The organism is Pseudomonas sp. NBRC 111132, assembly GCF_001320565.1.
GTDB classification, from domain to species: domain Bacteria; phylum Pseudomonadota; class Gammaproteobacteria; order Pseudomonadales; family Pseudomonadaceae; genus Aquipseudomonas; species Aquipseudomonas putida_P.
Map to the genome: position 1 here is coordinate 71984 of NZ_BCBI01000009.1, position 23475 is coordinate 95458.

Annotated in this window: 24 protein-coding genes; 7 read left to right on the forward strand and 17 right to left on the reverse strand. The window is 62.7% G+C overall.

Annotated features, from left to right (window positions below):
• Positions 1-29: 29 nt before the first annotated feature.
• Both ptsP and APH35_RS06530 read right to left on the reverse strand, forming a co-directional pair.
• Entirely contained in the window at positions 30-2309 is a 2280-nt protein-coding gene (gene ptsP, locus APH35_RS06525) for a phosphoenolpyruvate--protein phosphotransferase (protein ID WP_012274693.1), read from the reverse strand.
• Positions 2310-2331: 22 nt separating this feature from the next.
• Positions 2332-2811, reverse strand: coding sequence for an RNA pyrophosphohydrolase (locus tag APH35_RS06530; RefSeq protein WP_003249017.1), 480 nt, complete (start codon positions 2809-2811; stop codon positions 2332-2334).
• Positions 2812-2952: 141 nt separating this feature from the next.
• Here APH35_RS06530 and APH35_RS06535 point away from each other — a divergent pair, with 141 nt between their 5' ends.
• Positions 2953-3609 carry an HAD family hydrolase gene (locus tag APH35_RS06535; protein WP_060514455.1) on the forward strand — a complete coding sequence of 219 codons (657 nt, stop codon included), beginning with the start codon at positions 2953-2955 and terminating at the stop codon, positions 3607-3609.
• A 72-nt stretch (positions 3610-3681) separates the two neighbouring features.
• Here the strand turns inward: APH35_RS06535 and APH35_RS06540 are convergent, their stop codons facing one another.
• Entirely contained in the window at positions 3682-4107 is a 426-nt protein-coding gene (locus APH35_RS06540; RefSeq protein WP_012274695.1) for a DUF2269 domain-containing protein, read from the reverse strand.
• A 38-nt stretch (positions 4108-4145) separates the two neighbouring features.
• Positions 4146-5660: a threonine ammonia-lyase, biosynthetic gene (gene ilvA / locus APH35_RS06545; RefSeq protein ID WP_012274696.1), complete on the reverse strand. Its 1515-nt coding sequence runs from the start codon at positions 5658-5660 to the stop codon at positions 4146-4148.
• A 133-nt stretch (positions 5661-5793) separates the two neighbouring features.
• Here ilvA and rpiA point away from each other — a divergent pair, with 133 nt between their 5' ends.
• Complete coding sequence (gene rpiA / locus APH35_RS06550) at positions 5794-6468, forward strand: ribose-5-phosphate isomerase RpiA (RefSeq protein ID WP_012274697.1); 675 nt, start codon at positions 5794-5796, stop codon at positions 6466-6468.
• A 115-nt stretch (positions 6469-6583) separates the two neighbouring features.
• On the opposite strand, the gene APH35_RS06555 is transcribed toward rpiA, so the two are convergent.
• From APH35_RS06555 to APH35_RS06570, 4 genes are all read right to left on the reverse strand, one after another.
• Complete coding sequence (locus tag APH35_RS06555) at positions 6584-7486, reverse strand: SdiA-regulated domain-containing protein (RefSeq protein WP_060514443.1); 903 nt, start codon at positions 7484-7486, stop codon at positions 6584-6586.
• Positions 7487-7576: 90 nt separating this feature from the next.
• The gene (locus APH35_RS06560; protein WP_060514444.1) at positions 7577-8494 is read right to left on the reverse strand and encodes an SdiA-regulated domain-containing protein; all 918 of its coding nucleotides are present in this window, start codon (positions 8492-8494) and stop codon (positions 7577-7579) included.
• A gap of 181 nt (positions 8495-8675) precedes the next feature.
• Positions 8676-9341, reverse strand: coding sequence for a fumarylacetoacetate hydrolase family protein (locus APH35_RS06565; protein ID WP_012274700.1), 666 nt, complete (start codon positions 9339-9341; stop codon positions 8676-8678).
• Positions 9342-9362: 21 nt separating this feature from the next.
• Positions 9363-10760 (reverse strand): FAD-binding oxidoreductase, encoded by a 1398-nt coding sequence (locus APH35_RS06570; RefSeq protein ID WP_060514445.1) that lies wholly within the window; start codon positions 10758-10760, stop codon positions 9363-9365.
• Positions 10761-10931: 171 nt separating this feature from the next.
• Here APH35_RS06570 and serA point away from each other — a divergent pair, with 171 nt between their 5' ends.
• Positions 10932-12161 (forward strand): phosphoglycerate dehydrogenase, encoded by a 1230-nt coding sequence (gene serA, locus APH35_RS06575; RefSeq protein ID WP_012274702.1) that lies wholly within the window; start codon positions 10932-10934, stop codon positions 12159-12161.
• 46 nt (positions 12162-12207) lie between these two features.
• Here the strand turns inward: serA and APH35_RS06580 are convergent, their stop codons facing one another.
• Positions 12208-12684: a DUF4399 domain-containing protein gene (locus APH35_RS06580; RefSeq protein WP_060514446.1), complete on the reverse strand. Its 477-nt coding sequence runs from the start codon at positions 12682-12684 to the stop codon at positions 12208-12210.
• Positions 12685-12907: 223 nt separating this feature from the next.
• Here APH35_RS06580 and APH35_RS06585 point away from each other — a divergent pair, with 223 nt between their 5' ends.
• Entirely contained in the window at positions 12908-13399 is a 492-nt protein-coding gene (locus tag APH35_RS06585) for a transporter substrate-binding domain-containing protein (protein ID WP_012274704.1), read from the forward strand.
• A 61-nt stretch (positions 13400-13460) separates the two neighbouring features.
• Here the strand turns inward: APH35_RS06585 and APH35_RS06590 are convergent, their stop codons facing one another.
• Positions 13461-13964 carry a DUF523 domain-containing protein gene (locus APH35_RS06590; RefSeq protein ID WP_012274705.1) on the reverse strand — a complete coding sequence of 168 codons (504 nt, stop codon included), beginning with the start codon at positions 13962-13964 and terminating at the stop codon, positions 13461-13463.
• Complete coding sequence (locus APH35_RS06595; protein ID WP_041166805.1) at positions 13951-14583, reverse strand: 2OG-Fe(II) oxygenase; 633 nt, start codon at positions 14581-14583, stop codon at positions 13951-13953. Before APH35_RS06595 ends, APH35_RS06590 begins: the two co-directional genes overlap by 14 nt.
• Before the next feature lie 113 nt (positions 14584-14696).
• On the opposite strand from APH35_RS06595, the gene APH35_RS06600 reads away from it, so the two are divergent.
• On the forward strand, positions 14697-15449 hold the full coding sequence (locus APH35_RS06600; RefSeq protein ID WP_012274707.1) for a DUF2059 domain-containing protein: 753 nt from the start codon (positions 14697-14699) through the stop codon (positions 15447-15449).
• On the opposite strand, the gene APH35_RS06605 is transcribed toward APH35_RS06600, so the two are convergent.
• The gene (locus tag APH35_RS06605; RefSeq protein WP_012274708.1) at positions 15450-16376 is read right to left on the reverse strand and encodes an alpha/beta hydrolase; all 927 of its coding nucleotides are present in this window, start codon (positions 16374-16376) and stop codon (positions 15450-15452) included. It abuts the gene before it with no gap.
• 248 nt (positions 16377-16624) lie between these two features.
• Between APH35_RS06605 and APH35_RS06610 the strand changes: the two genes are divergently transcribed.
• Positions 16625-17194: a DUF6436 domain-containing protein gene (locus tag APH35_RS06610; RefSeq protein WP_012274709.1), complete on the forward strand. Its 570-nt coding sequence runs from the start codon at positions 16625-16627 to the stop codon at positions 17192-17194.
• Here the strand turns inward: APH35_RS06610 and APH35_RS06615 are convergent.
• The gene (locus APH35_RS06615) at positions 17173-17739 is read right to left on the reverse strand and encodes a sugar O-acetyltransferase (protein ID WP_012274710.1); all 567 of its coding nucleotides are present in this window, start codon (positions 17737-17739) and stop codon (positions 17173-17175) included. The two genes, APH35_RS06610 and APH35_RS06615, sit on opposite strands and share 22 nt — an antisense overlap.
• 87 nt (positions 17740-17826) lie before the next feature.
• Here APH35_RS06615 and APH35_RS06620 point away from each other — a divergent pair, with 87 nt between their 5' ends.
• Positions 17827-20190, forward strand: a complete 2364-nt coding sequence (locus APH35_RS06620) for a penicillin acylase family protein (protein WP_012274711.1) — start codon at positions 17827-17829, stop codon at positions 20188-20190.
• Positions 20191-20225: 35 nt separating this feature from the next.
• On the opposite strand, the gene APH35_RS06625 is transcribed toward APH35_RS06620, so the two are convergent.
• Genes APH35_RS06625 through APH35_RS06640 form a run of 4 tightly spaced genes read right to left on the reverse strand, consistent with a single transcriptional unit; the run spans position 20226 to position 23170 of the window.
• Positions 20226-21098 (reverse strand): transporter substrate-binding domain-containing protein, encoded by an 873-nt coding sequence (locus tag APH35_RS06625; RefSeq protein WP_060494353.1) that lies wholly within the window; start codon positions 21096-21098, stop codon positions 20226-20228.
• Positions 21095-21868, reverse strand: coding sequence for an amino acid ABC transporter ATP-binding protein (locus tag APH35_RS06630; RefSeq protein ID WP_012274713.1), 774 nt, complete (start codon positions 21866-21868; stop codon positions 21095-21097). Before APH35_RS06630 ends, APH35_RS06625 begins: the two co-directional genes overlap by 4 nt.
• The gene (locus tag APH35_RS06635) at positions 21865-22524 is read right to left on the reverse strand and encodes an amino acid ABC transporter permease (protein WP_060494352.1); all 660 of its coding nucleotides are present in this window, start codon (positions 22522-22524) and stop codon (positions 21865-21867) included. Before APH35_RS06635 ends, APH35_RS06630 begins: the two co-directional genes overlap by 4 nt.
• Positions 22505-23170, reverse strand: a complete 666-nt coding sequence (locus tag APH35_RS06640) for an amino acid ABC transporter permease (protein WP_060514447.1) — start codon at positions 23168-23170, stop codon at positions 22505-22507. The genes APH35_RS06635 and APH35_RS06640 overlap by 20 nt, the downstream gene beginning before the upstream one ends.
• Positions 23171-23475: the final 305 nt, after the last annotated feature.

Below are 23475 nucleotides of genomic sequence, written 5' to 3' on the forward strand. Positions count from 1 at the left end.
CCATGGGGCCGCAAGGCGGCCCCCGAATTTCACAGGGTTTTATTGGCCCCAGGCCCAATCATCCGCGCCAACCCAAGGTTCTTCAGTGCTAACTGCAGCGAGCTGTGGATAACCTGCGGGTTGTCATGGCTCAGGGCCTCGGCCAGCAGTTCCGTGGCCTTGCTCATGTTCACCTGACGCAGCATCCACTTCACCTTCGGCAGGTTGGTGGCGTTCATCGACAGGCTGTCGAAGCCCATGGCCATCAACAGTATCGCCGCCGCTGGGTCACCGGCCATCTCACCACAGATGCTCACTGGCTTGCCTTCGCCATGGGCGTCGCGCACAACCGTGTTCAACGCCTGCAGCACCGCCGGGTGCAGGTAGTCGTAAAGGTCGGCGACCCTCGGGTTGTTGCGGTCAACCGCCAGCAGGTACTGGGTCAGGTCGTTGGAACCGACCGACAGGAAGTCCACCTGCCGCGCCAGCTCCTTGGTCTGGTACACCGCTGCCGGGATTTCCACCATCACACCCACCGGCGGCATCGGCACGTCGGTGCCTTCGTCACGCACTTCGCCCCAGGCGCGGTGAATCAGGTGCAGCGCCTCTTCCAGCTCGTGAATGCCGGAAATCATCGGTAGCAGGATGCGCAGGTTGTTCAGGCCCTCGCTGGCCTTGAGCATGGCGCGGGTTTGTACCAGGAAGATTTCCGGGTGGTCGAGGGTGACGCGGATGCCGCGCCAACCCAGGAAGGGGTTTTCTTCCTTGATCGGGAAGTACGACAGCGCCTTGTCACCCCCAATGTCGAGGGTACGCATGGTCACCGGCAGCGGGTGGAAGGCCGCCAGTTGCTCACGGTAAATGGCCAGCTGCTCTTTCTCGCTGGGGAAGCGCTGGTTGATCATGAACGGCACTTCAGTGCGGTACAGGCCGACCCCTTCGGCGCCGCGTTGCTGTGCACGGGCCACGTCGGCGAGCAGGCCAGTGTTGACCCACAGCGGCATGCGGTGGCCATCGGGGGTAACGCATGGCAGTTCGCGCAGGGCATCCAGGCCCTGGGCCAGCTGACGCTCTTCCTCGACCACTTCGCTGTACTGCTTGCGCAGCACTTCGCTGGGGTTGGTGAACACCTCGCCCTTGTAACCGTCGACGATCAGTTCAATGCCATCGACTTTGGAGTACGGCAGGTCCACCAGGCCCATGACCGTGGGAATGCCCATGGCGCGAGCGAGGATGGCAACGTGAGAGTTGCCCGAACCCAGCACCGAGACCAGGCCTACCAGCTTGCCTTCCGGCACTTCACCAAGCATGGCCGGCGTCAGCTCTTCACTGACCAGGATGGTGTTGTCGGCATACACCAGCGATTGCGAGCGGGCTTCCTGCAGGTAGGCCAGCAGGCGCCGGCCAAGGTCCTTGACGTCGGAGGCGCGCTCGCGCAGGTAGTCATCGTCCATCAGCTCGAAGCGGTTGACGTGCTCGCCAACCACCTGGCGCAGCGCGCCCTGAGCCCATTGGCCGGTCTTGATGACCTCGGTCACCTCACCGCCCAGGGCTGCGTCTTCAAGCATCATCAGGTACACATCGAACAGCGCGCGCTCTTCCGGGCGCAGCTGGGTGGCCAGCTTGGCCGACAGCTTGCGCATGTCGTCGCGCACGCCTTCAAGGGCGTTCTGGAACAGCTTCAGTTCAGCGTCGATGTCATCGACAGTCTTGTCCGGCACCACTTCCAGGTCGGCCGGCGGCAACATCACCACCGCGCGCCCCACGGCAGCGCCAGGCGAGCCGGGCACACCCACGAAGCGCGCTTCCTGAATACCCTTGCCCTGGCGACCCAGGCCACGGATCGAGCCCGTGGCTTCGGCATGGGCGATTACCCCGGCGAGCTGGGCGCTCATGGTGACCAGGAAGGCTTCCTCGCCCTCGTCGAACTGGCGGCGCTCCTTTTGCTGAATGACCAATACCCCGACCACACGGCGGTGGTGGATGATCGGTGCACCCAGGAAGGAGGCGAATTTCTCTTCGCCGGTTTCGGCAAAGTAGCGGTAACGCGGGTGGTCGGCGGCGTTTTCCAGGTTCAGCGGCTCTTCCCGGGTACCCACCAGGCCAACCAGGCCTTCGTTGGGGGCCATGCTGACCTTGCCGATGGAGCGCTTGTTCAGGCCTTCGGTAGCCATCAGCACGAAGCGGTTGGTTTCCGGGTCGAGCAGGTAGACCGAGCAGACTTGGCTGCCCATGGCTTCCTTGACGCGCAAGACAATGATCCCCAACGCCGACTTGAGATCTTTGGCGGAGTTTACTTCCTGGACGATCTTGCGCAGCGTATTGAGCATGGCTCGGGGTCGAACTCCGTCGTCAGTCGCGCGTCAGTAGACGCGGTGCTAGCTCTTTCAGGGCGCGTCGGTACACCTCGCGCTTGAATGTCACAACCTGGCCCAGCGGATACCAATAGCTCACCCAGCGCCAGCCGTCGAATTCCGGCTTGCCGGTCAGGTCCATCCGCACCCGTTGTTCGTTGCTGACCAGGCGCAGCAGGAACCACTTCTGCTTCTGGCCGATGCACAGCGGCTGGCTGTGGGTACGTACCAGTCGCTGCGGTAAACGATAACGCAACCAGCCACGGGTGCAGGCAAGAATTTCCACATCGTCGCGTTCAAGGCCAACTTCTTCGTTCAGCTCGCGGTACAGGGCATCTTCAGGCGTCTCGTCAGGGTTGATACCACCCTGGGGGAACTGCCAGGCATCCTGGTTGATCCGTCGAGCCCATAGCACCTGCCCGGCATCATTCGTAAGAATGATCCCGACATTGGGGCGAAAACCATCCGGGTCGATCACGGCAGCAACCTCGCAAACGCATGTCCCCGCATTGTTCCACAAAGCTTGCGAGCGCAGCAACGCGCCCGCCAAGCTTATGTGCAGCAGCGTGAAAACTCCGTATTCTGCGGGCCTACCCTGTGGCTGATGCGAGTGACCGCGATGCGCCTGGCTTTATTCGACCTGGACAATACCCTCCTCGGTGGCGACAGCGACCATGCCTGGGGTGACTACCTTTGCGAGCGTGGCATCCTCGACCCACTCGCCTACAAGCAACGCAACGATGGTTTCTACCAGGACTACCTCAACGGCACCCTGGACCTGCAGGCCTACCTGGCCTTTTCCATGGAGATCCTGGCGGCAACGCCCGTGGCCCAGCTCGACGAATGGCACCGCGACTTCATGCGCGACTGCATCGAACCGATCATCCTGCCCAAGGCCCTGGCCCTGCTGCAGCAGCACCGCGAGGCGGGCGACCAGTTGGTGATCATTACCGCTACCAACCGCTTCGTCACCGCGCCAATTGCACGGCGTCTTGGCATTCGCGTGCTGCTGGCAACCGAGTGCGAGATGCGCGACGGTCGCTATACCGGGCGTAGTACCGATATACCGTGTTTCCGTGAAGGCAAGGTGACGCGGCTGGACCGCTGGATGCTGGAGAACGGCTTTGATCTCGAGGACAGCTACTTCTATAGCGACTCGATGAATGACCTGCCGCTATTGCAGCGGGTGACGCATGCGGTGGCGGTGGACCCGGACCCGAACTTGCGGGCCGAGGCCGAGAAGCGCGGGTGGCCGGTGGTTTCGCTGAGGGATTGAGATTACAGGGATTCGCGCTCCCCTGTGGGATCGGCCTTGCGTCGCGATGGAGGGCGAAGCCCTCCTCTGGCCTCAAACTGGCTTGGCACCCATCAGCCCGGCAATGGACAGGAAGCACACCCCGCTGAACACCGCCAGCGCCAGGGTAAACCGCAGCCCTACCACTTCGGCCTTGCGCAGCCGGTTCAGCCGTACCAGCAGCCACCACACGGCAAACGCGCCAAAGGTATAGATGACGCTGGACGCCAGCACCCAGGTCTGCCCCAGCGGCCAGCCCACCAGATGCACCAGCCACCAACCGGTAAGCGGCATGCTCACCAGGCACAGGCCCATCACCAGCCAGACAAATACCAACGGCCGGCGCAGCAGCTTTGCATAAGCCTCGGCATCACCCTGACGGCGGGCGCGAACGGTCCAGGCCGCCAAGCCCAAGGCGCCCAAAAGCAGCAGTGCGGTGGCAATGATGTGCAAGGTCTTGAGGGTGGTCAGGTGTTCCATGTCTTCACATCCTTGAGCGATAAGCCAAGCTTAGCCGCTCAGCCCAGGAACAGCTTGTAAGCGGGGTTTTCGGTCTCGTCCCAGTACGGGTAGCCGATCTTGGCCAGCGCCGCCGGTACCAGGTGACGCTCATCCTCCGGCACCTGCAGGCCTGCCACCACACGCCCGTCAGCTGCGCCATGGTTGCGGTAGTGGAACATCGAGATGTTCCAGCGCCCGCCCAACTTGTTGAGGAAGTTGAACAGCGCCCCTGGCCGCTCGGGGAACTCGAAGCGCAGTACCATTTCGTCACTGGCACCGGCCGAATGGCCACCCACCATATGGCGGATATGCAACTTGGCAAGCTCGTTGTCGGTCAGGTCGGTAACTGGGAAGCCCTGCTCGGTCAGTTGCTGCACCAGCGCTGCACGCGGGTCGTTTTCCGGGTGGGTCTGCACGCCCACGAAGATATGCGCTTCGTCCGAGGTGTGCTTGCGGTAGTTAAACTCGGTGATCTGGCGCTTGCCAATGGCCTCGCAGAAGGCCTTGAAGCTGCCCGGTCGCTCGGGAATGGTCACGGCGATGATCGCCTCACGCTTTTCACCCAACTCGGCACGCTCGGCCACATGGCGCAGGCGGTCGAAGTTGACGTTGGCACCAGAGTCGATAGCCACCAGCGTCTGCCCGGTCACGCCATACAGCTCGACGTACTTCTTGATGCCCGCAACGCCCAAGGCGCCGGCAGGTTCGGTGATCGAGCGGGTATCGTCGTAGATATCCTTGATTGCTGCGCAAATCTCGTCTGTGCTGACGGTGACGACTTCGTCCACATGGTGGCGGCAGATATCGAAGGTGTGCTGGCCAATCTGGGCCACCGCCACACCGTCGGCGAACAGCCCGACCTGCGGCAGCACCACGCGCTCACCGGCGGCCATGGCCGCCTGTAGGCAGTTGGAGTCGTCCGGCTCGACGCCGATTACCTTGATTTCCGGGCGCAGGTACTTCACGTAGGCGGCAATACCGGCGATCAGGCCACCGCCACCCACCGGCACGAAGATCGCGTCCAGCTGGCCAGGGTGCTGGCGCAGGATTTCCATGGCCACGGTGCCCTGACCGGCGATGGTGTGCGGGTCGTCGTAAGGGTGAACATAGACAAAGCCCTTTTCGTCGACCAGTTTCAGCGAATAGGCCAGCGCCTCGGGGAACGAGTCGCCATGCAACACCACCTTGCCGCCCCGTGAGCGCACGCCCTCGACCTTGATTTCCGGGGTGGTCTTGGGCATCACGATGGTGGCCTTGATGCCCATTTCGCGCGCAGCCAGGGCCAGGCCCTGGGCGTGGTTGCCGGCCGAGGCGGTGACCACGCCACGGGCCAGTTCCTCTGGGCTCAGCTGGGCCAGCTTGTTGTACGCCCCGCGGATCTTGAAGGAGAACACCGGCTGCAGGTCTTCGCGCTTGAGCAAAATCTGGTTGCCCAGCCGCTTGCTCAGTTGCCCGGCGCTCTGCAACGGGGTTTCGACGGCAACGTCATAGACGCGCGAGGTGAGGATCTTCTTGACGTACTGTTCGAGCATCGGGAATGCATCACTGGGCCGCGGGACAAGGGCTGGAAGTCTACCCCAGCGCTACGTCGGGCGACCACAGCAAAGCCGTGCGAGCCGTTATACTAGGCAACTTTGAAACCGCCCTGCCCCTTTCGGAGCCCGCATGACCCAGGACCAACTCAAACAGGCCGTCGCCCAGGCCGCTGTCGACTTCATTCTGCCCAAGCTGGATGAAAAGAGCGTTGTCGGCGTCGGTACCGGTTCGACCGCCAACTTCTTCATCGACGCCCTGGCTCAGCACAAGACCGCCTTCGACGGCGCAGTCGCCAGCTCCGAAGCCACTGCCCAGCGCCTGAAGGGCCATGGCATCCCGGTGTACGAGCTGAACAGCGTCAGCGAGCTTGAGTTCTACGTGGACGGCGCCGACGAAAGCGACGCGCACCTGAACCTGATCAAGGGCGGCGGCGCAGCCTTGACCCGCGAGAAGATCGTCGCGGCCGTGGCCAAGACCTTCATCTGCATCGCCGACGGCAGCAAGCTGGTGCCCGTGCTGGGCGCCTTCCCGCTGCCGGTTGAAGTGATCCCGATGGCCCGCAGCCACGTGGCGCGCCAGCTGGTCAAGCTGGGCGGCGACCCGGTGTACCGCGAAGGCGTGGTCACCGACAACGGCAACGTGATCCTCGACGTGCACAACCTGCAGATCACCAACCCGGTGGAGCTGGAAGCGCAGATCAACGCCATCGTTGGCGTGGTCACCAACGGCCTGTTCGCGGCGCGGCCGGCGGACCTGCTGCTGCTGGGCACCTCTGAAGGTGTGAAGAGCCTGAAGGCCGAGTAAGCTTCGGCGAGGGCTTCGCCCTCGTGTCGCGACACAAGGCCGCTCCTACAGGGGTACGCCATCTCCTGTAGGAGCGGCCTTGTGTCGCGATGGGCTGCAAAGCAGCCCCACCTGCTCACTCCGTTACCTGCTTGAACACATAAAACAGGTTCGGCTCACTGACCAGGTAAATGGTCCCCGCCTCATCCATCGCAATCCCCTCCGCCTGCGGCACCGTCGCCTGCAACCCCTGCGAGCCCTTGCGCAGCGACAAGGTACTCAGCGGCCTGCCTTCTACATCCAGCTCCAGCACCAGCCGCGACTCGTCCGACAGCGCCAGCAAGTGCCCGCTGCGCTCATCGAACTGCAAACTCGACAGGTCCCTTACAAACAGCCGTGAATCGCGCTTGCGGTCCTGTACCACATGCACGGCGTAGGGCTTTTCCGGGTTGTCATGCGGGAAGCCATGCACCTCATAGATCAGCATCGGGTCGCGCTCCTTGGCCACGAACAGCCGCTTGCCCGCCGAATCGTATGCCAGGCCCTCGAATCCCTTGTTGCCGTTCAGGCCAATGCCCAGGCTGAGCTGTTCGGCGTCACCGGCATCGAGGAACATCGTGTCGTCTTCCAGCCTTACGCGAATCAGCCGTTGCTGACGCTCGTCGGTAATCACATAACTGTTTGGCCCAACGTACTCCACAGCCTCCGGGTCGCCGAAGCCGGTCAGCGGCACGCGGCGCAGGATGCGGCCGTCCAGCGACAGCTCGATCAGCTCCGAACGGGCATTGGTGACGGTGAAAAGGGTTTTGCGGTCGGGGTCGTAGGTTAGCGCCGAAATGTCATCATCCAGCCCTTCGACCGGCTGCGCCTCCAGCACTACCCGGTAGCGGTCCAGGCCAATGCTCCGCTCGGCAGGGTGCCACCAGGTCTTCAGGTTGAACCAGCCACGCTCGAACAGGCGAAACTCCTGCCCGGCCCAGCCAAGCATGAGCAGGCCAAGGGCAACCAGAACAAGGAACAGGCGAACAAAACGGCGCATAAGAGCAGACTCGACACAGGGGTGGCGAATCTAATCATTAATGGCTGAAACGAAGCTTAATGCCAGCATCAGGCAAATCTGATGATGTTGTCAGTTCTTCTTGAAGCGATAGAACAGCGCCGGCTCGCTGACCATGTACAGGTTGCCCTTATCGTCCATGGCCACCCCTTCAGCCCGCGGGATGGTGTCTTCAAGCCCGTTGAAGCCGCCCAGCAGGGTCATGAAACTGACTTGCTGGCCCTGCTCGTCCAGCTCCAGCAGCATGTTGGAATCGGCCGACAGCACCAGCAAGTGGCCGGTGCGTGGGTCAACGCCCAGGGCAGAGAGGTTGCGCAAGTCGAGCTCTTCGCTGGGCAGCGGCTGCTTCTCACCCTGGAGCGGGCTGCGACCATCGGTGTTCCAGGTGTACAGCTTGGGTGGGCGCTCCTCGCCGATGATCAAGCGCTGACGCAGCGGGTCCCAGGCGATGGCCTCGAAACCCTTGTTGCTTTTCACCGACTGGCCCAGGTCGTGGCTCTGGAAGTCGCCGTGGTTCAGTGCCGTGGTCTGCGCGTCCAACTTGACCACGGTCAGGTCGTGCAGACGCTCGTCGGTAATGGCCAGGTTGCCGTCTTCCAGCACGGCGACACCCTCCGGGTTGCTCCAGCCGTTGAGCGGGATCTTGCGCAGAACATCGCCCTCCAGGCTCAACTCGACCAGGATCGGGTTCTTGCCCATGACCGCGAACAGGGTACGGGTATGCGGGTTGAAGGCCACGTCCGAGGCTTCGTCATCGTCCATGCCCGGTAGTGGTTTGGCGTCGATGTCCACCTGATAGTCCGGCAGCCACACGCTTTCGCTGCGCTCGGCGGTGCTTTCGAAGCTCTCCTTTACCCACAGCGCACCACGGTCATCCCAGTGCATGGCTACCGATACGCCATAACCGATCACCGCCGCCACAGCCAGGCCGAAGGGCCAGCGCAGAAAGAAGCGACGCTTGGGTGTTGCCGGGGCGGAGGGTGATGGCATGCGCGGTTCCTGGGAAATGGGCGTGGGTGCGCGCATTATCCTGATCGGGTGTGAAAAATCGGTAAACAGGTCCGGCCTCTTCGCGGGTAAACCCGCTCCCACAGGTACTGCACAGCTCTCAAGCCTTGTGCAGTACCTGTGGGAGCCGGTTTACCCGCAAAGAAGGCAACACGGTTTCGAGTCAGAACACTCGGCTTTCGAAGCGGCTGACACCCGGCAGCTCCAGCACCAGCTCGTCACCGACATTGAACGGCCCCACACCCGCCGGGGTACCGGTGAGGATCACATCCCCCGCCTGCAGCGAAAAATGCGCCGCCATGTACTGGATCATCGGCACGATCGGGTTCAGCATCATCGCGCTGTTGCCGTCCTGACGCACTTCGCCGTTGACGGTCAGGCGCACCGGGATGTCGGTGACATCCTCGAAACTGGCGGCCGAGACGAACGGCGGCAGTACGCAGGCCCCGTCAAAGCACTTGGCCAGTTCCCACGGCAGGCCCTTCTCTTTCAGTTTGGCCTGCACGTCGCGCAGGGTCAGGTCCAGCGCCGGGGCGTAGCCGGAAATGGCATCCAGCACCTCTTCCTCGCTCGGGTGGGCCGACAGCGGCTTGCCCAGCAGCACGGCAATTTCGGCCTCGTAGTGCACCGAACCCCGCTCGGCCGGGATCTTGAAGCCGCCTTCGGCCGGCACCACACAGCTGCCTGGCTTGATGAACAGCAGCGGTTCGGTGGGGATCGGGTTGTCCAGTTCCTTGGCATGCTCGGCATAGTTACGGCCGATGCACACCACCTTGCCCAGCGGGAAGTGAATGCGCGTGCCGTCTACGTACTGGTGCTGGTAACTCATGGCCGACTCCTCTACTGCTTTTTATACGGGAGCGAAGATCTTACCCGGATTCATGATGCCGTTAGGGTCGAACACGGCCTTTATTGCCTTCATGCAGGCGATTTCTTCCGCCGAGCGGCTGTAGCCCAGGTAGTCGCGCTTGGTCATACCCACGCCATGCTCGGCGGAGATCGAGCCGTTGTAGCGTTTGACGATATCGAACACCCACTTGTTGACCTTGGTGCACGAGGCGAAGAAGTCGTCTTTGCTCATGTGCTCGGGCTTGAGGATGTTCAGGTGCAGGTTGCCGTCGCCGATATGGCCGTACCACACCACTTCATAATCGGGGTAATGCTCCGCGACGATGGCGTCGATTTCGCGCAGGAACGCGGGCACTTTCGACACGGTGACGGAAATGTCGTTCTTGTACGGGGTCCAGTGCGAGATGGTTTCAGACAGGTACTCGCGCAGCTTCCACAGGTTTTTCAGCTGGGTTTCGCTCTGGCTCATCACCCCATCCAGCACCCAACCCTGCTCGACGCAGTGCTCAAAGGTGGCCAAGGCTTCGTTGGCCACCGCTTCGGTGCTGGCCTCGAACTCCAGCAGTGCGTAGAACGGGCAATCGGTCTCGAACGGCGCCGGCACATCGCCGCGCGCCAGGATCTTGGCCAAGCCCTTGTCTGAGAAGAACTCGAAGGCGGTCAGGTCCAGCTTGCCCTGGAAGGCGTGCAGCACCGGCATGATCGAGTCGAAGTCCGGTGTACCCAGCACCATCGCGGTAAGGTTGCGCGGCGCCCGGTCCAGGCGCATGGTGGCCTCGACCACGAAACCCAACGTGCCTTCGGCACCGATGAACAGCTGGCGCAGGTCGTAGCCGGTGGCGTTCTTGATCAGGTCTTTGTTCAGTTCCAGCAACTCGCCCTTGCCGGTGACCACTTTCAGCCCTGCGACCCAATTGCGGGTCATGCCGTAGCGAATCACCTTGATCCCGCCGGCATTGGTGCCGATGTTGCCGCCAACCTGGCTAGAACCGCTGGAAGCGAAGTCCACCGGGTAATACAGGCCCTGCTCTTCGGCGTAGGCCTGCAATTGCCGGGTGATGACCCCTGGCTGGCAGACCACGGTGCGGTCGAAGGCATTGAAGCCGAGAATCTGGTTCATGTAATCGAAGGAAACGACAACCTCGCCATTGGCCGCCACAGCGCCGGCAGAAAGCCCGGTGCGCCCGCCAGACGGCACCAGCGCCACCTGGTGCGCATTGGCCCAGCGCACAATGGCCTGCACCTGCTCGACCGTCTTGGGAAAGACGATGGCGCTGGGCGCCGGCGGATAATGCTTGGTCCAGTCCTTGCCATAAGCTTCGAGGGAAGCCGCGTCGGTCAGGACCTTGCCAGGGTCGACAAGGGTCATCAGTTCTTCAATAACAGCGGGGTGGGTCATCGCTGGAACTCTCGACTTATTCATAGTCACCCTGAGTACTCTTCACCTGTCGGGATAAGCTCAGATTGTGTCGCGTATGCTAGCATAGCCCTCCCGCTGTTCATGCTAAGGCTGCCCTCGCGCCTGGCATCACCCCTCGCCATTTTTTCTCCGGGATACAGGTTTACGCAGATGAGCAAGACTTCTCTCGACAAGAGCAAGATCCGGTTCCTTCTTCTTGAAGGTGTGCACCAGAACGCAGTCGATACCCTCAAGGCTGCCGGCTACACCAACATCGAATACCTCACTGGTTCGTTGCCGGAAGCCGAGCTGAAGGAAAAGATCGCCGATGCCCACTTTATCGGCATCCGTTCACGCACCCAGCTTACCGAAGAGATCTTCGACTGCGCCAAGAAACTGGTCGCTGTTGGCTGCTTCTGCATCGGCACCAACCAGGTTGACCTGGAAGCTGCCCGCCAGCGCGGTATCGCCGTGTTCAACGCGCCATACTCCAACACCCGTTCGGTCGCCGAGCTGGTACTGGCCGAGGCCATCCTGCTGCTGCGCGGCATCCCAGAGAAAAACGCTTCCTGCCACCGTGGTGGCTGGATCAAGAGTGCGGCCAACTCGTTCGAAATCCGTGGCAAGAAACTGGGCATCGTCGGCTACGGCTCGATCGGTACCCAGCTGTCGGTCCTGGCCGAAAACCTGGGCATGCAGGTGTACTTCTACGACCCGCTGACCAAACTGCCACTGGGCAACGCCGTGCAGGTTACCAGCCTGAACGAGCTGCTGGGCCTGGCCGACATCGTCTCGCTGCACGTGCCTGAGCTGCCGTCCACCCAGTGGATGATCGGCGAGAAGGAAATCCGCGCGATGAAGAAGGGCGCGATCCTGATCAACGCCGCCCGTGGCACCGTGGTCGAACTGGACCACCTGGCCGCTGCCATCAAGGACAAGCACCTGATCGGCGCCGCCATCGACGTATTCCCGATCGAGCCGCGCTCCAACGACGAAGAGTTCGAAAGCCCGCTGCGCGGCCTGGACAACGTGATCCTGACCCCGCACATCGGTGGTTCCACCGCCGAAGCCCAGGCCAACATCGGCCTGGAAGTGGCCGAGAAGCTGGTCAAGTACAGCGACAACGGTACTTCGGTATCTTCGGTCAACTTCCCGGAAGTGGCCCTGCCGGCGCACCCAGGCAAGCACCGCCTGCTGCACATTCACGAAAACATTCCCGGCGTACTCAGCGAGATCAACAAGGTCTTCGCCGAGAACGGCATCAACATCTCCGGTCAGTTCCTGCAGACCAACGAGAAAGTCGGTTACGTGGTAATCGACGTTGACGCCGAGTACTCGGACCTTGCGCAAGAAAAACTGCAACAGGTCAAGGGCACCATCCGTTCCCGCGTGCTGTTCTAAGTTTGCTTGCTGCATGAAAAAGGGAGGCCCTTGGGCCTCCCTTTTTTTATTTCACTTCAACCGTGATCTTCTTCGATTCCACGCTTGGCTTGAACGGCACGTGATACTGGTCCCCCAGGATCAGTTGCAAGGTGTGCTTGCCCGGCGCCAGGGTAATGCTGGTTTCGGTCTGCGCCTTGCCAAAGTGCAGCACCTGCGGGCCCGCCGGCAGTGCGGTGCCAGCCTCCGGCATCAGGCTGGTCGGCAGCGGCATGTCAGCCACTGGCTCTTTGTCCACATCCACCAGCAGGTGGTGGTGCCCGGTGTGCGGGGTCTGATCACCCGCAGGCTTGAGGGCCATACCCTCGATGCCGAACTTGACGGTGAAGGTCTTGTCGACCGTAGCGCCATCGGCGGGGGAAACGATGAAGACCTTGGCATCCTTGGGCGGCTCCTGGCTCTTCAGGGCGTCCGCGGCACTGGCGAACACCGACGCGCCCATCAACAGACCGGCAACGGCAGCACGCGAAATTAGGCTGTTCATTCACTTCTCCTGTGATTCACTTATTGACCGCAGCCTGGGATCCGACGGCGGCGGTAGTTCACATTAGTTGAATTATTCGCCAAGGTGTTCACATTGTCTGACAGAAATATTTCGGTCAGGGTTAAACAATGCCGAGGCTTCAAGGTCATAGGCTGCGTTCGATCACGGCGAGGAAGAAAGCCGTGGCGACAGTATTCAATCTGCTAAAAGAAAAGGGGCATTCATGCGTTCGACCATAGGGGTACTGCTGGCAGTACTGATCAGTCCATTGGCCCAGGCGGAGCTGATCGACGAAATCGCCGACCGGGGCGAACTGCGCATTGCCGTACAGGCTGATAATTCGCCGTACGCATTCAAACAAGACGACCACCTGACGGGTTTCGACATCGAATTTGGCCAGGACCTGGCCAGGGAGCTGGACTTGCGCGCCGAGTTCGTCGAAGCCCCTGCAACAGAAGTGCTGACGGGTGTCGAGAGCGGCAAGTACGACATCGCGCTCACGCCATCGACCGATGCGCTCAAGGGCGACGACGGCCCGCTCGATGTAAGCCTTCCGATTGGCGAAAAAAAGCTGGTGATCCCGTTCCAGAAGGACAACCCGGCGTTCGAAAGTGCGGTGAACAATGCGTTGCAGCGCTTGAAAGAAAGCGGACGCACTGCCGAGCTGGAGCAGAAGTGGTTCAAGGGCGTGCAGGAGACTGCGGCCGGGCAGTAAGATTTATTGCTGCCTGTACTGGCCTCTTCGTGGGTGAACACGCGAGGAGGCCGGTACAGGCTTACAGTGACAGTTCAGCCAGCGCCTGCGCCGCCTGCTCCAGCTCCAATTCGCTGAACACCTGCACCCCAGCCCGCCGCAACAGCGCCGTGGTCACCCCTTCCCCCGCTACCTTCACACCGCTGAACGTGCCGTCATAGGTCAACCGGTTACCACACGAAGGGCTACCCGCCTTCAACACCGCCACGCGGATGCCATGCCGCTGCGCCAGTTCCAGCGCCAGCTGCGCCCCAGCCAGAAACTCGGCACTGACATCGCTGCCCGTCACTGTGAGCACCTGCGCGCCGCCATCGAGCACCGCCCCGCCCTGCCCGCCTGGTATCTCCGCTGGCGGGCGCGGGGTCGGCAAGCCACCGGCTACCTCCGGGCACAAAGCCACAACGCGCCCTTCGGCCTGCCACTGCTGCAACAGGCCCGGGTGCCCACTGGCCCGGCCGTCATAGCGCACCGGCTGCCCCAACAGGCAGGCGCTGACCAGCACCTTGGCCACATCAGAACGGGTCATTGCCACGCCGCCTGAACCAGCCGGTCAACGACAACCGCTCACGCCTGGCCGGCAACACCTCGTGGGGCACTTCGCCGGACAGGAATATCACCAGGCAACCCGCCACTGGCTCCACATCGTGCTCGACACCCTCGGCCAGGAACATGCGCAACTGGCCGCCGTCCTCCGACTGCCACCCCTCGTTCAGGTACAGCACCGCCGAGACCATGCGCCGGTCATCGTCGCGAAAACGGTCCAGGTGCCGGCGATAGAACGCCCCCGGTGGGTACAAGGCAAAATGGCATTCGAAGTCTTCCAGGCCCAGGAACAGGCCCTGGTTGATCGCCAGCCGCAGTTGGTCCATGGCCGCCAGGTACTGGTCGCAGGCCTCGGCCTGCCCCGGGTCGATCCACTGGATCTGGTCGCCGCGTATGGCTTCGCGCACCTCCTGGGTAGCACCACGCCCAACCCCCGCAGGGTTGAGTTCGCCTTCGGCATCACGGCGTCGGCACTCGGCCGCCAGCGCGCGCACCAGTTCGGCAGGCAGAAAGAGCGCCTGCTGGGACCAGCCTTGGGTGGCCAGATCGTCGACGACGGCCGTAACCATCGGGTGTTCAGGGGAGATGTGCATGGCGCGCATCATATCCATTCGCCCTGTCGCCGCACAGCGCCACTTGGCCGAGAAACACGCGCATATCTCGACAAACCAGCGCTGGGCCAAGGACAATAGCCACCTGCCGACAGGAGTCCTGAATGCGCCGTCTGTTTTCCCTGATTCTGCTGATGATCTGCACCACGCCTGTCTGGGCAGACAACCTGGATCAACTGTACAAGGCCGCCGGCTGGCCCGACCAGCGCGCCCACTTCAACGATGCCCTGACCGCCGCCCAGGCGCGCTATCGCAACAGTTTGCCACCCGCCGTGTACCAGGCGCTGGTCAACAACAGCAACCAGCGCTTCCAGGCCCAGGCGGTAGACCGTCGTGCCCAGGCGCAGTTGCGCGCCACCCTGGCCAACCCCTCGCCGGCCCTGGCTTTCTTCCAGTCGCCGCTGGGGCGCAAGGTGGTGGCAGCGGAACTCAAGGCCACTCGCAAGGACGAACTGGCCAAGAATGCCAAGGGCCTGCCGAAGATCCAGGCCAGCGACGACCGCCTGCTGGTCATCGGCCACCTGGCCCAGGCCCTGCCAGCGCGTGAAGCCGGCGCCGAAGTCAGCCTGGCCATCGCCGGCGTGGCAGCCGACAGCCTCAGTTCGATGATCCCCGGCCTGTTCGGTGGCGGCCAGGCCCAGGGCCTGCTCGACGGCCAGCGCCAGCGGCTGATGAACCAGATCGGCGAAGACCTCAACAACACCTTGTTGTACGTCTACCGCGACCTGTCCGACGCCGAGCTGGAAGAATTCGCCACCTTCGCCGAGTCCCCTGACGGCAAGGCCTACTACCAGGCGGCCCTGGCCGCTGTCCGCGCGGGCCTGGCGGTTGGCCAGAGTACCAACGAGCTGAAGTGATCAGCCCAGGCGCTGGTCGATGAAGTCGAAGTAGCGCTGGCGAATGCCCGGCAGCTCGTTGGCCAAGTGGTGACGGGCCTCGGGCAGCATCAGAATTTGCGGCTCGGCAAACTTGGCCTTGAGCACTTCAAGGTTGTAGGGCCAATCCACCGTGCCATCGGCCTCCCCCTGCACGATCAACGGCCGCCGCGAACTGCGTGGCGCGGCCTCTATGCGTTTGACCCATGCGATCAGTGCCCCCACCCAGGCGGTTGGCAGGCGGCGCGGTTGCAGCGGGTCGGCCTCCAGAAACGGCAGGAAGGCCGGGTCGTTGGTGTTCTCGCTGAAGCGGCGCTCGATGCCGTTCACAAAGTGACGCAACACCCGATAACTCAATTTCGACCAGCGCCAGGAACAGGGCCGTACCAACGGTGCCAAGAGGATGACCTGGCCATCGATGGGGCTGCGCGCGCCTTGGTGCAGCAGGTGGTCCACGGCAATGGCGCCACCGGTGCTCTGCCCGCACAGGTGCCACGGGCGCGGCAGTTGCAGCGCCCGTGCCTGTTCGAACAACACCTCCAGCACCTGCTGGTAAACCGCAAAATCACTGATGCTGGCCCGCTCGCCACTGGACAGGCCATGACCGGGCAGGTCACAGCTGATCACAGCGAAACCCTGTTTGAGTGCCCATTCGATCACATGCCGGTAGAGGCCCATATGGTCGTAATAACCGTGCAACAGGAACAGCGTTGCGATGGGCTGCTCGGGTAACCAGGCCTGCCCGACCAGGTCGAACCCCGCCGCCTGGAAGCCGCCCAGCCAGCTGTGTGCCGACAGGTCCAGGCCGTAGAAACGCTGGTATCCCTGGGCCTCGGCCGTTAACGGCTGGCAAGCGGTCAACGGTGCCAGGCAGGTGCGCAGGTGGTCGGGTTGAAAAGCAGCGGGCATCGGGTACATCCACATTGACGCAAGTATTGATCCGGAATCTTCAGCTCTGGCCGGCGTCATGGCAAGCTTGCTCACCTCGAACAACCAGCACCGATCTGGTTGTCGGATTACTGCCTTGCTCAAATCTGGAAATTTGCGCGATCACTGTGGGAGCGGGCTTGCCCGCGAACACGGGCATAGCCCGTGCCATCCACCGCGTAGTCTGCTTCGCGGGCAAGCCCGCTCCCACAAAGGTCCACCGACGCTTCATGAGTAGCCGAATCATCAAACCGTTGTGCACGGTGCTTGCCCTAGTGGTCGGCGTTGCCATCCTCTGGCAGGCCTACACCACCTTCCAGGCCCGCTACCTGCGCCCGTTCGACAACCAGACCACCCTGTTCGACGGCAGCCAACTGCACCTGCCACCAGAACTGGCCGGCACAGGCCCGATCCGCGTGGTGCACTTCTGGGACCCCGCCTGCCCGTGCAACGTCGGCAACCAGCAGCACCTGGGCGACCTGGTCAGCCAGTTCGCCGGCCAGGGCGTCACCTTCCATGTGCTGCAAAAGCCCGGCAGCCACGGCCAGTTGCCCGCCAACCTCTCCGCCCTCAAGCCGCTCGCTAGCCTGCCCGGCAGCGAACACCTGCCCGCCTCCCCGGCCGTGGCTATCTGGGACAGGCAAGGGCGCCTGGCCTACTTCGGCCCCTACAGCGAAGGTGCGGTGTGCAATGCCAGCAACAGCTTCATCGAGCCCATCCTCAAGGCCTTGCTCGATGGCCGCCAGGTCAGCGCCTCCAATACCCTGGCAGTGGGTTGCTACTGCCCTTGGGCGGGCTGACGTACCCGCGCCGGGTTACCCACCACCGTCGCACCCGCCGGCACATCCCGGGTCACCACACTCCCAGCACCCACCACGGCATTGTCGCCAATGGTCACCCCCGGCAGGATGATCGCCGCGCCGCCGATCCACACGTTGTTGCCGATGGTCACCGGTCGCCCGCTCTCCAACCCGCTGCGCCGCAAGTCAGGGTCGAGAGGATGGTCGGCGGTGTAGATCTGCACGTTAGGGCCGATCTGGCAGTCGTCGCCGATGCGCACCGGTACCACGTCGAGGATCACGCAGTTGAAGTTCATGAAGGTATTGCGGCCAACACTGATGTTGTAGCCATAGTCGCAATAGAACGGCGGGCGGATCACCGCGCCTTCACCCACCTGGCCAAAGTGCTCCAGCAGCAGCCCGTGGCGCGCATCGTTGAGCAGTTCGACACTGTTGTTGTAACGGTGCATCCAGTGCTTGTTGGCGATCTGCTCGGCCTGCAGCTCGGGGCAGCCGGCGTGGTAGAGCTGGCCTGTAAGCATCTTCTGTTTTTCGCTGAGTGACATGGAATCTCCTTCCCGGGGGCTATGCTCTGTTCGCGAATCCGCCGATGATCGGACCACATTTTCCGCTTGAACGCACAAGGAGCTTGCATGAAGCGCAGCCTGACCCTGCTGGCCATGGTGGTTGCCGTGGCCGCCGGCGCCGGTTACTGGTACGTACAGGGCAAGCTACCGCAACGCGAAGGCGAGGTAGCCATTGCCGGCCTGCAAGCACCGGTCAGCGTGCGCTACGATGCCCGCGGCGTGCCGCACCTGCAGGCCCAGAGCGAGCCGGACCTGTACCGTGCGCTGGGCTACGTGCATGCCCAGGACCGGCTGTTCCAGATGGAAATCCTGCGTCGCCTGGCCCGTGGCGAGCTGGCCGAGGTGCTGGGCGACAAGCTGCTGCCCACCGATACCCTGTTCCGCAGCCTGCGCATTCGCGAACAGGCCGCCCTGATGGCCAAGCAACAGGACCCGCAGTCGCCGGCATGGCAAGCCCTGCAAGCGTACCTCGACGGGGTCAACAACTGGCAAGCCAGTCACCCCAAGCCCATGGAATTCGACCTGCTCGGTATCACCCCGCGCCCGTTCACCGCCGAAGACACCCTGAGCGTCGCCGGCTACCTGGCCTACAGTTTTGCTGCCGCGTTCCGCACCGAGCCTGCACTGACCTACATCCGCGACACTCTGGGCCCTGAATACCTGAAAATATTCGACCTAGGCTGGCAACCCGAGGGTGCTCTGGGCACGCCGCTGGCCGCCGCCGACTGGCACGGCCTTGAAGCCCTCGCCCGCCTCAGTCATGAGGCACTGGGCGACGCCGGTATCCCGCAGTTCGAAGGCAGCAACGCCTGGGCGGTAGCGGGTAACCGCACCCGCAGTGGCAAGCCGTTGCTGGCCGGCGACCCGCACATCAGCTTCGCGGTACCAGCCGTGTGGTACGAGGCCGAGCTGTCAGCGCCCGGCTTCAACCTGTATGGCTACTTCCAGGCGCTCAACCCGTTTGCGCTGCTCGGTCATAACCGTGACTTCGGCTGGAGCCTGACCATGTTCCAGAACGATGACGTCGACCTGATCGCCGAGCGCACCAACCCGGCCGACGCCAACCAAGTAATGATCGATGGCCGATGGCAGACGCTCGAAAAGACCGAGCAGCAAATCGCCGTCAAAGGCGAAGCGCCGGTCACCATCAACTTGCGCCGCTCGCCCCATGGCCCGATCGTCAACGACGTACTGGGCAGCACTACCGGCCCCACGCCCATCGCCATGTGGTGGGCATTTCTGGAAACCGAAAACCCGATCCTCGACGGCTTCTATCAGCTCAACCGCGCCGACACCCTGGGCAAGATGCGCGAGGCCGCCGCCAAGGTCCACGCCCCTGGGCTTAACTTTGTCTGGGCCAATGCCCGTGGCGATATCGGCTGGTGGGCGGCGGCAAAGCTACCGATCCGTCCCGACGGCGTCGACCCCGCGTTCATCCTCGACGGCGCCAGCGTGCAGGCGGACAAGCTTGGTTTCTACCCCTTCAGCGTCAACCCGCAACAGGAGAACCCAGCGCGCGGCTACATCGTTTCGGCCAACTACCAGCCGCCAGCGGCGGTGCCGATACCGGGTTACTACAACTTGCCCGACCGTGGCCGCCAGCTCGATCGGCACCTGGCCAACCCCGAGGTGAAATGGGACACCCAGAACAGCCAGGCACTGCAGTTGGACACTGCCAGCGACTACGGCCCGCGCACCCTTGCCCCGTTGCTGGCAACCCTGCGCGCAGTGGCCGAAGGTGACGAACAGAAGGAGCTGGTTGAGCAACTGGCGGCCTGGGCGGGCGACTACCCGCTGGACTCGACCAGCGCCACGCTGTTCAACCAGTTCCTCTACGAACTGGCCTTCGCAGCCCTGCATGACGAGCTGGGCGACACCTGGTTCCCGGTGCTGATAAGCACCCGCGCCATTGACGCCGCCCTGCCACGCCTGGCAGTGGATGCAGACTCACCCTGGTGGAACACCCGTGGTGGCAACCTGCGTACCGACCGTACAGCCGTTGTGCGCACGGCTTGGCAGAACAGCTTGAAACACCTGCGTGACACCCTGGGCAGCGACCCGGTCAGCTGGCAGTGGGGCAAGGCCCATACCCTGACCCACAACCATCCGCTTGGGGTGAAAAAGCCGCTGAACCTGTTGTTCAACGTCGGCCCCTTCGCTGCACCCGGCACCCATGAAGTGCCGAACAACCTCTCGGCGAAGATCGGCCCGGCGCCATGGCCGGTTAACTATGGGCCATCGACACGGCGGCTGGTCGACTTTGCCGATGCCGGACAGGCGCTGACCAGCAACCCGGTAGGGCAGAGCGGCGTGCCGTTCGACCGGCATTATGCGGACCAGGCCGAGGGGTATGTGCAGGGGCAGTATCAGCGTGCACAGATGGGGGTGATTCCGGCGCAAAGTACCTTGCGATTAGTACCAGGCGAATGACCGAGAAGGGCTGCACAGCAGCCCCAATCACACCGTCAACCCTGCCACTTGCCCCCTTCGACGATCACGCTTTCCGGCTTGGTGTCATCGCTCAGTTCCTTGCGCACATACTGGTCATACAGCTTCAGCAAGAACTTCTCTTCCCCCAGTTTGGCCAACTCGGCATTCACCCAGTCTCGCAGCTCGGTGTTGCCCTTCTTCACCGCCGGCGCAATCGGCGCTTCGTCACCCAGCAGCTCAGGCAGCACGCGGTAACCCGGGTTCTGCTTGGCCCAGCTGAACAGGATCAGGTTGTCCTGGGCATAGGCATCGCCACGGCCGGTGGCCAGGGCTTGCAGCGATTCGCTGTTCTTCTCGAACTTGAGCAGCTTCCAGTCGGGATGATTTTTGGTCAGCCAGATATCGGCCGTGGTGCCGGTGGTCACGATGATGGTCTTGTCGGCCAGGTCGTCGAGCTTCTGCACCGGGCTGCCATCCGCCACGATGGCCTGCACGGCAACGCGCAGGTTGGGGTTGGTGAAGTCCACCGCTTCCTTGCGCTCCGGGGTCACGGTCATGTTGGCGAGGATCAGGTCGACCTTGTCGCTCTGCAGGAACGGAATACGGCTGGCCGGTTCCACGGCAACGAACTCGACCTTGTTTTCATCGCCCAGCAGGTCCTTGGCCAGGCGCCGGCCAATGTCGGTGTCAAAGCCCACATAGCGGCCTTTCTCATCGACGAAGCCGAACGGCGGCTTGTCGGTGAACACGCCGACAATCAGCTTGTCGCGGGCCTTGATGGTTTCCAGGTAGCTGGTGGCTGGCGATGCCGCCGCCGGCTTGGGCGGTTCGTCGGCCTTGTTGCAGCCGGCCAGCAAGGCCAGGCCGAACAACGGTGCCAGCAGTTTGGTGAGGTTGGCAGTTTTCATGACAGTTCCTTGTGCAATGTCTTTGGCAGGCTTTCTACGAAGGAGAATTTCTCCAGGAACTGCTGCGCGCGTGCGGTCCGCGGTCGGGTGAAGAAGCTCTCGGGGTCACCCTGTTCAAGGACCCTGCCGGCCTCCATGAACACGATGCGGTCGGCCACCGCGCGAGCGAAGGCCATTTCGTGGGTAACGATGAGCAAGGTCATGCCGTCGCGGGCCAGGCCCTGAATTACCTGCAGCACCTCCTTGACCATTTCTGGGTCGAGGGCGGCGGTAACTTCGTCGAACAGCATCACCTCGGGGTTCATGCACAACGCGCGCACGATGGCGATGCGCTGTTGCTGGCCCCCGGACAATTGCCGGGGGAACGCGTCGCGCTTGTCCAGCAGGCCGACCCGCGCCAGCAGCGCCTCGGCCTGGGCCTGGGCTTCGGCCCGCTCGCGCTTTTGCACTTTCAGCGGGCCCAGCAGCAGGTTGTCGATCACGCTCATATGGCCGAACAGGTGGTAGCTCTGGAACACCATGCCGACCCGCTGGCGGATGGCGCGCCAGTCGGTGTGCGGGGCGAGCAATTCTTGCCCGGCCAGGCGCAGGTGCCCGCTGTGGGCCTGCTCAAGGCCGTTGAGGCAGCGCAGCAGCGTGCTTTTGCCACAGCCACTGGGGCCGAGGATGACCACCACTTCACCGGCCGCCACCTGCAGGTCGACGTCCTTGAGCACCTGGTGCTCGCCAAAAAACTTGTTGAAACCCTGGAATTCGATCAGTGCGCTCATGAGTGTGCCCAGCGGCGTTCCAGCACGCGCGAAGCGGCGGACAGCGGATAACAAACGATGAAGAAGAACAGGAACAAGGCGCCATAGATCAGCACCGATTCGTAGGTGCGTTCGATGATCTGCTGACCGGCCTTGATCACCTCGACCACGCCGATCAGCACCGCCAGCGAGCTGGTCTTGATGATCCGCGTGTAGATGTTGATGGTGGGCGGGGTCATGCGCTTGAGCGCCTGCGGCAGCAGCACGTAGCCATACAGCTGCCACCCCGCCAGGCCGATCGACAGCCCGGCTTCGCGCTGGCCGCGCGGCACCGAACGCAGCGCACCGCGTACCACCTCGCCCACCTCGCTCGCGCCCCACAGGGCCAGTACCAGCACCGCGCACCAGAAGCTGGGGATGCTCAGGGCAAAGAAGATCGGCAGGCCGAAGAACACCAGGTACAACCAGACCAGCACCGGGATGGCGCGAAACAACTCAAGGTACACCTGCAAGGCGATGTTCAGGGCACGGTTGCCCAGGGTTGCCAGCACGCCGTACAGCACGCCACCCAGCGTTGCGAAGAGGATGCCCAGTGCCGAGATGGCCAGGGTCTGCGCGGCGCCGCCGGCCAGCTGCGGCAGCGCCTGCAGCAACAGGTCAAACGCCGAACTGGCCATGTTGCAGCCTCCTTTCCACGTAGCGCAGCAGCAACGACAGCGGCAGGAACAGCAATACACAGAGCAGGGTCAGCACGGTGAGCATTTCGTAGGTCTTGTAGTACAGCGCGATGTAGTTTTTGGTGGTGTAGAGGATTTCCGGCACGGCCACCGCCGACACCACGGTGGTTTCCTTGAGCAGGAAGATGAAGTTGGCGAACAGTGCCGGCAGGCTGAGGATACCGGCCTGGGGCAGCACCACATGGCGCAGCAGTTGGCCCTCGGACAAGCCGATAGAGCGCCCAGACTCCAGCTGCGCACGCGGCACCGCCTCGATGCCGGCCCGTAACACCTCGGTGAGGTAGGCACCGCCCATGAAGGTCATGGTGATGATCGCCGCGGAAAAACCGGAAATCTTCAGGCCCAGGCTTGGCAAGGCGAAGTAGACGAAGAACAGTTGGATCAGCAGCGGCGTGTTGCGCGCCAGCTCCACGTAGGCTTTGACCAGGCGCCACAGGTAGGGCGTGCGTAGTTCCAGCAGGGTGGCATTGACCAGGGCGACCAGCAGCGAGGTGGCGATGGCGATCAGGCCTACCTGCAAGGTCACGCCCACGGCCTTGAGAAAGGCGGGTAGCGTGCTGAGGATGAATGCGATGTCGAGGGTCATGGGTAGAGCAAGTCTGCAGGGTGCGCGGGGGCACAATGAATAGACTCTAATGATCTAAAAATTTTTTAATAAATACCTTTATTGCATATGCATAGTACAGGCATAGACGCCCTTTGTAGGCGCGGCCTTGTGTCGCGAAAGCGCCGCAAAGCGGCCCCGGCAATAGCAGGTGAATTGCAAAAATCCTGGGGGCGCTCCGCCCCCCCTTTCGCGACACAAGGCCGCTCCTACAGGGGATCGCTTCTCCCCAAAATGCATGTCAAAGAAATAAAAACGCCGACTCATATGAGTCGGCGTCAGGTCAT

Coding starts and splice junctions, on each gene's coding strand:
- ptsP (WP_012274693.1), bottom strand. CDS start 2,309: ATGCTCAATACGCTGCGCAAGATCGTCCAGGAAGTAAACTCCGCCAAA.
- APH35_RS06535 (WP_060514455.1), top strand. CDS start 2,953: ATGCGCCTGGCTTTATTCGACCTGGACAATACCCTCCTCGGTGGCGAC.
- APH35_RS06540 (WP_012274695.1), bottom strand. CDS start 4,107: ATGGAACACCTGACCACCCTCAAGACCTTGCACATCATTGCCACCGCA.
- ilvA (WP_012274696.1), bottom strand. CDS start 5,660: ATGCTCGAACAGTACGTCAAGAAGATCCTCACCTCGCGCGTCTATGAC.
- rpiA (WP_012274697.1), top strand. CDS start 5,794: ATGACCCAGGACCAACTCAAACAGGCCGTCGCCCAGGCCGCTGTCGAC.
- APH35_RS06555 (WP_060514443.1), bottom strand. CDS start 7,486: ATGCGCCGTTTTGTTCGCCTGTTCCTTGTTCTGGTTGCCCTTGGCCTG.
- APH35_RS06560 (WP_060514444.1), bottom strand. CDS start 8,494: ATGCCATCACCCTCCGCCCCGGCAACACCCAAGCGTCGCTTCTTTCTG.
- APH35_RS06565 (WP_012274700.1), bottom strand. CDS start 9,341: ATGAGTTACCAGCACCAGTACGTAGACGGCACGCGCATTCACTTCCCG.
- APH35_RS06570 (WP_060514445.1), bottom strand. CDS start 10,760: ATGACCCACCCCGCTGTTATTGAAGAACTGATGACCCTTGTCGACCCT.
- serA (WP_012274702.1), top strand. CDS start 10,932: ATGAGCAAGACTTCTCTCGACAAGAGCAAGATCCGGTTCCTTCTTCTT.
- APH35_RS06580 (WP_060514446.1), bottom strand. CDS start 12,684: ATGAACAGCCTAATTTCGCGTGCTGCCGTTGCCGGTCTGTTGATGGGC.
- APH35_RS06585 (WP_012274704.1), top strand. CDS start 12,908: ATGCGTTCGACCATAGGGGTACTGCTGGCAGTACTGATCAGTCCATTG.
- APH35_RS06590 (WP_012274705.1), bottom strand. CDS start 13,964: ATGACCCGTTCTGATGTGGCCAAGGTGCTGGTCAGCGCCTGCCTGTTG.
- APH35_RS06595 (WP_041166805.1), bottom strand. CDS start 14,583: ATGCGCGCCATGCACATCTCCCCTGAACACCCGATGGTTACGGCCGTC.
- APH35_RS06600 (WP_012274707.1), top strand. CDS start 14,697: ATGCGCCGTCTGTTTTCCCTGATTCTGCTGATGATCTGCACCACGCCT.
- APH35_RS06605 (WP_012274708.1), bottom strand. CDS start 16,376: ATGCCCGCTGCTTTTCAACCCGACCACCTGCGCACCTGCCTGGCACCG.
- APH35_RS06610 (WP_012274709.1), top strand. CDS start 16,625: ATGAGTAGCCGAATCATCAAACCGTTGTGCACGGTGCTTGCCCTAGTG.
- APH35_RS06615 (WP_012274710.1), bottom strand. CDS start 17,739: ATGTCACTCAGCGAAAAACAGAAGATGCTTACAGGCCAGCTCTACCAC.
- APH35_RS06620 (WP_012274711.1), top strand. CDS start 17,827: ATGAAGCGCAGCCTGACCCTGCTGGCCATGGTGGTTGCCGTGGCCGCC.
- APH35_RS06625 (WP_060494353.1), bottom strand. CDS start 21,098: ATGAAAACTGCCAACCTCACCAAACTGCTGGCACCGTTGTTCGGCCTG.
- APH35_RS06630 (WP_012274713.1), bottom strand. CDS start 21,868: ATGAGCGCACTGATCGAATTCCAGGGTTTCAACAAGTTTTTTGGCGAG.
- APH35_RS06635 (WP_060494352.1), bottom strand. CDS start 22,524: ATGGCCAGTTCGGCGTTTGACCTGTTGCTGCAGGCGCTGCCGCAGCTG.
- APH35_RS06640 (WP_060514447.1), bottom strand. CDS start 23,170: ATGACCCTCGACATCGCATTCATCCTCAGCACGCTACCCGCCTTTCTC.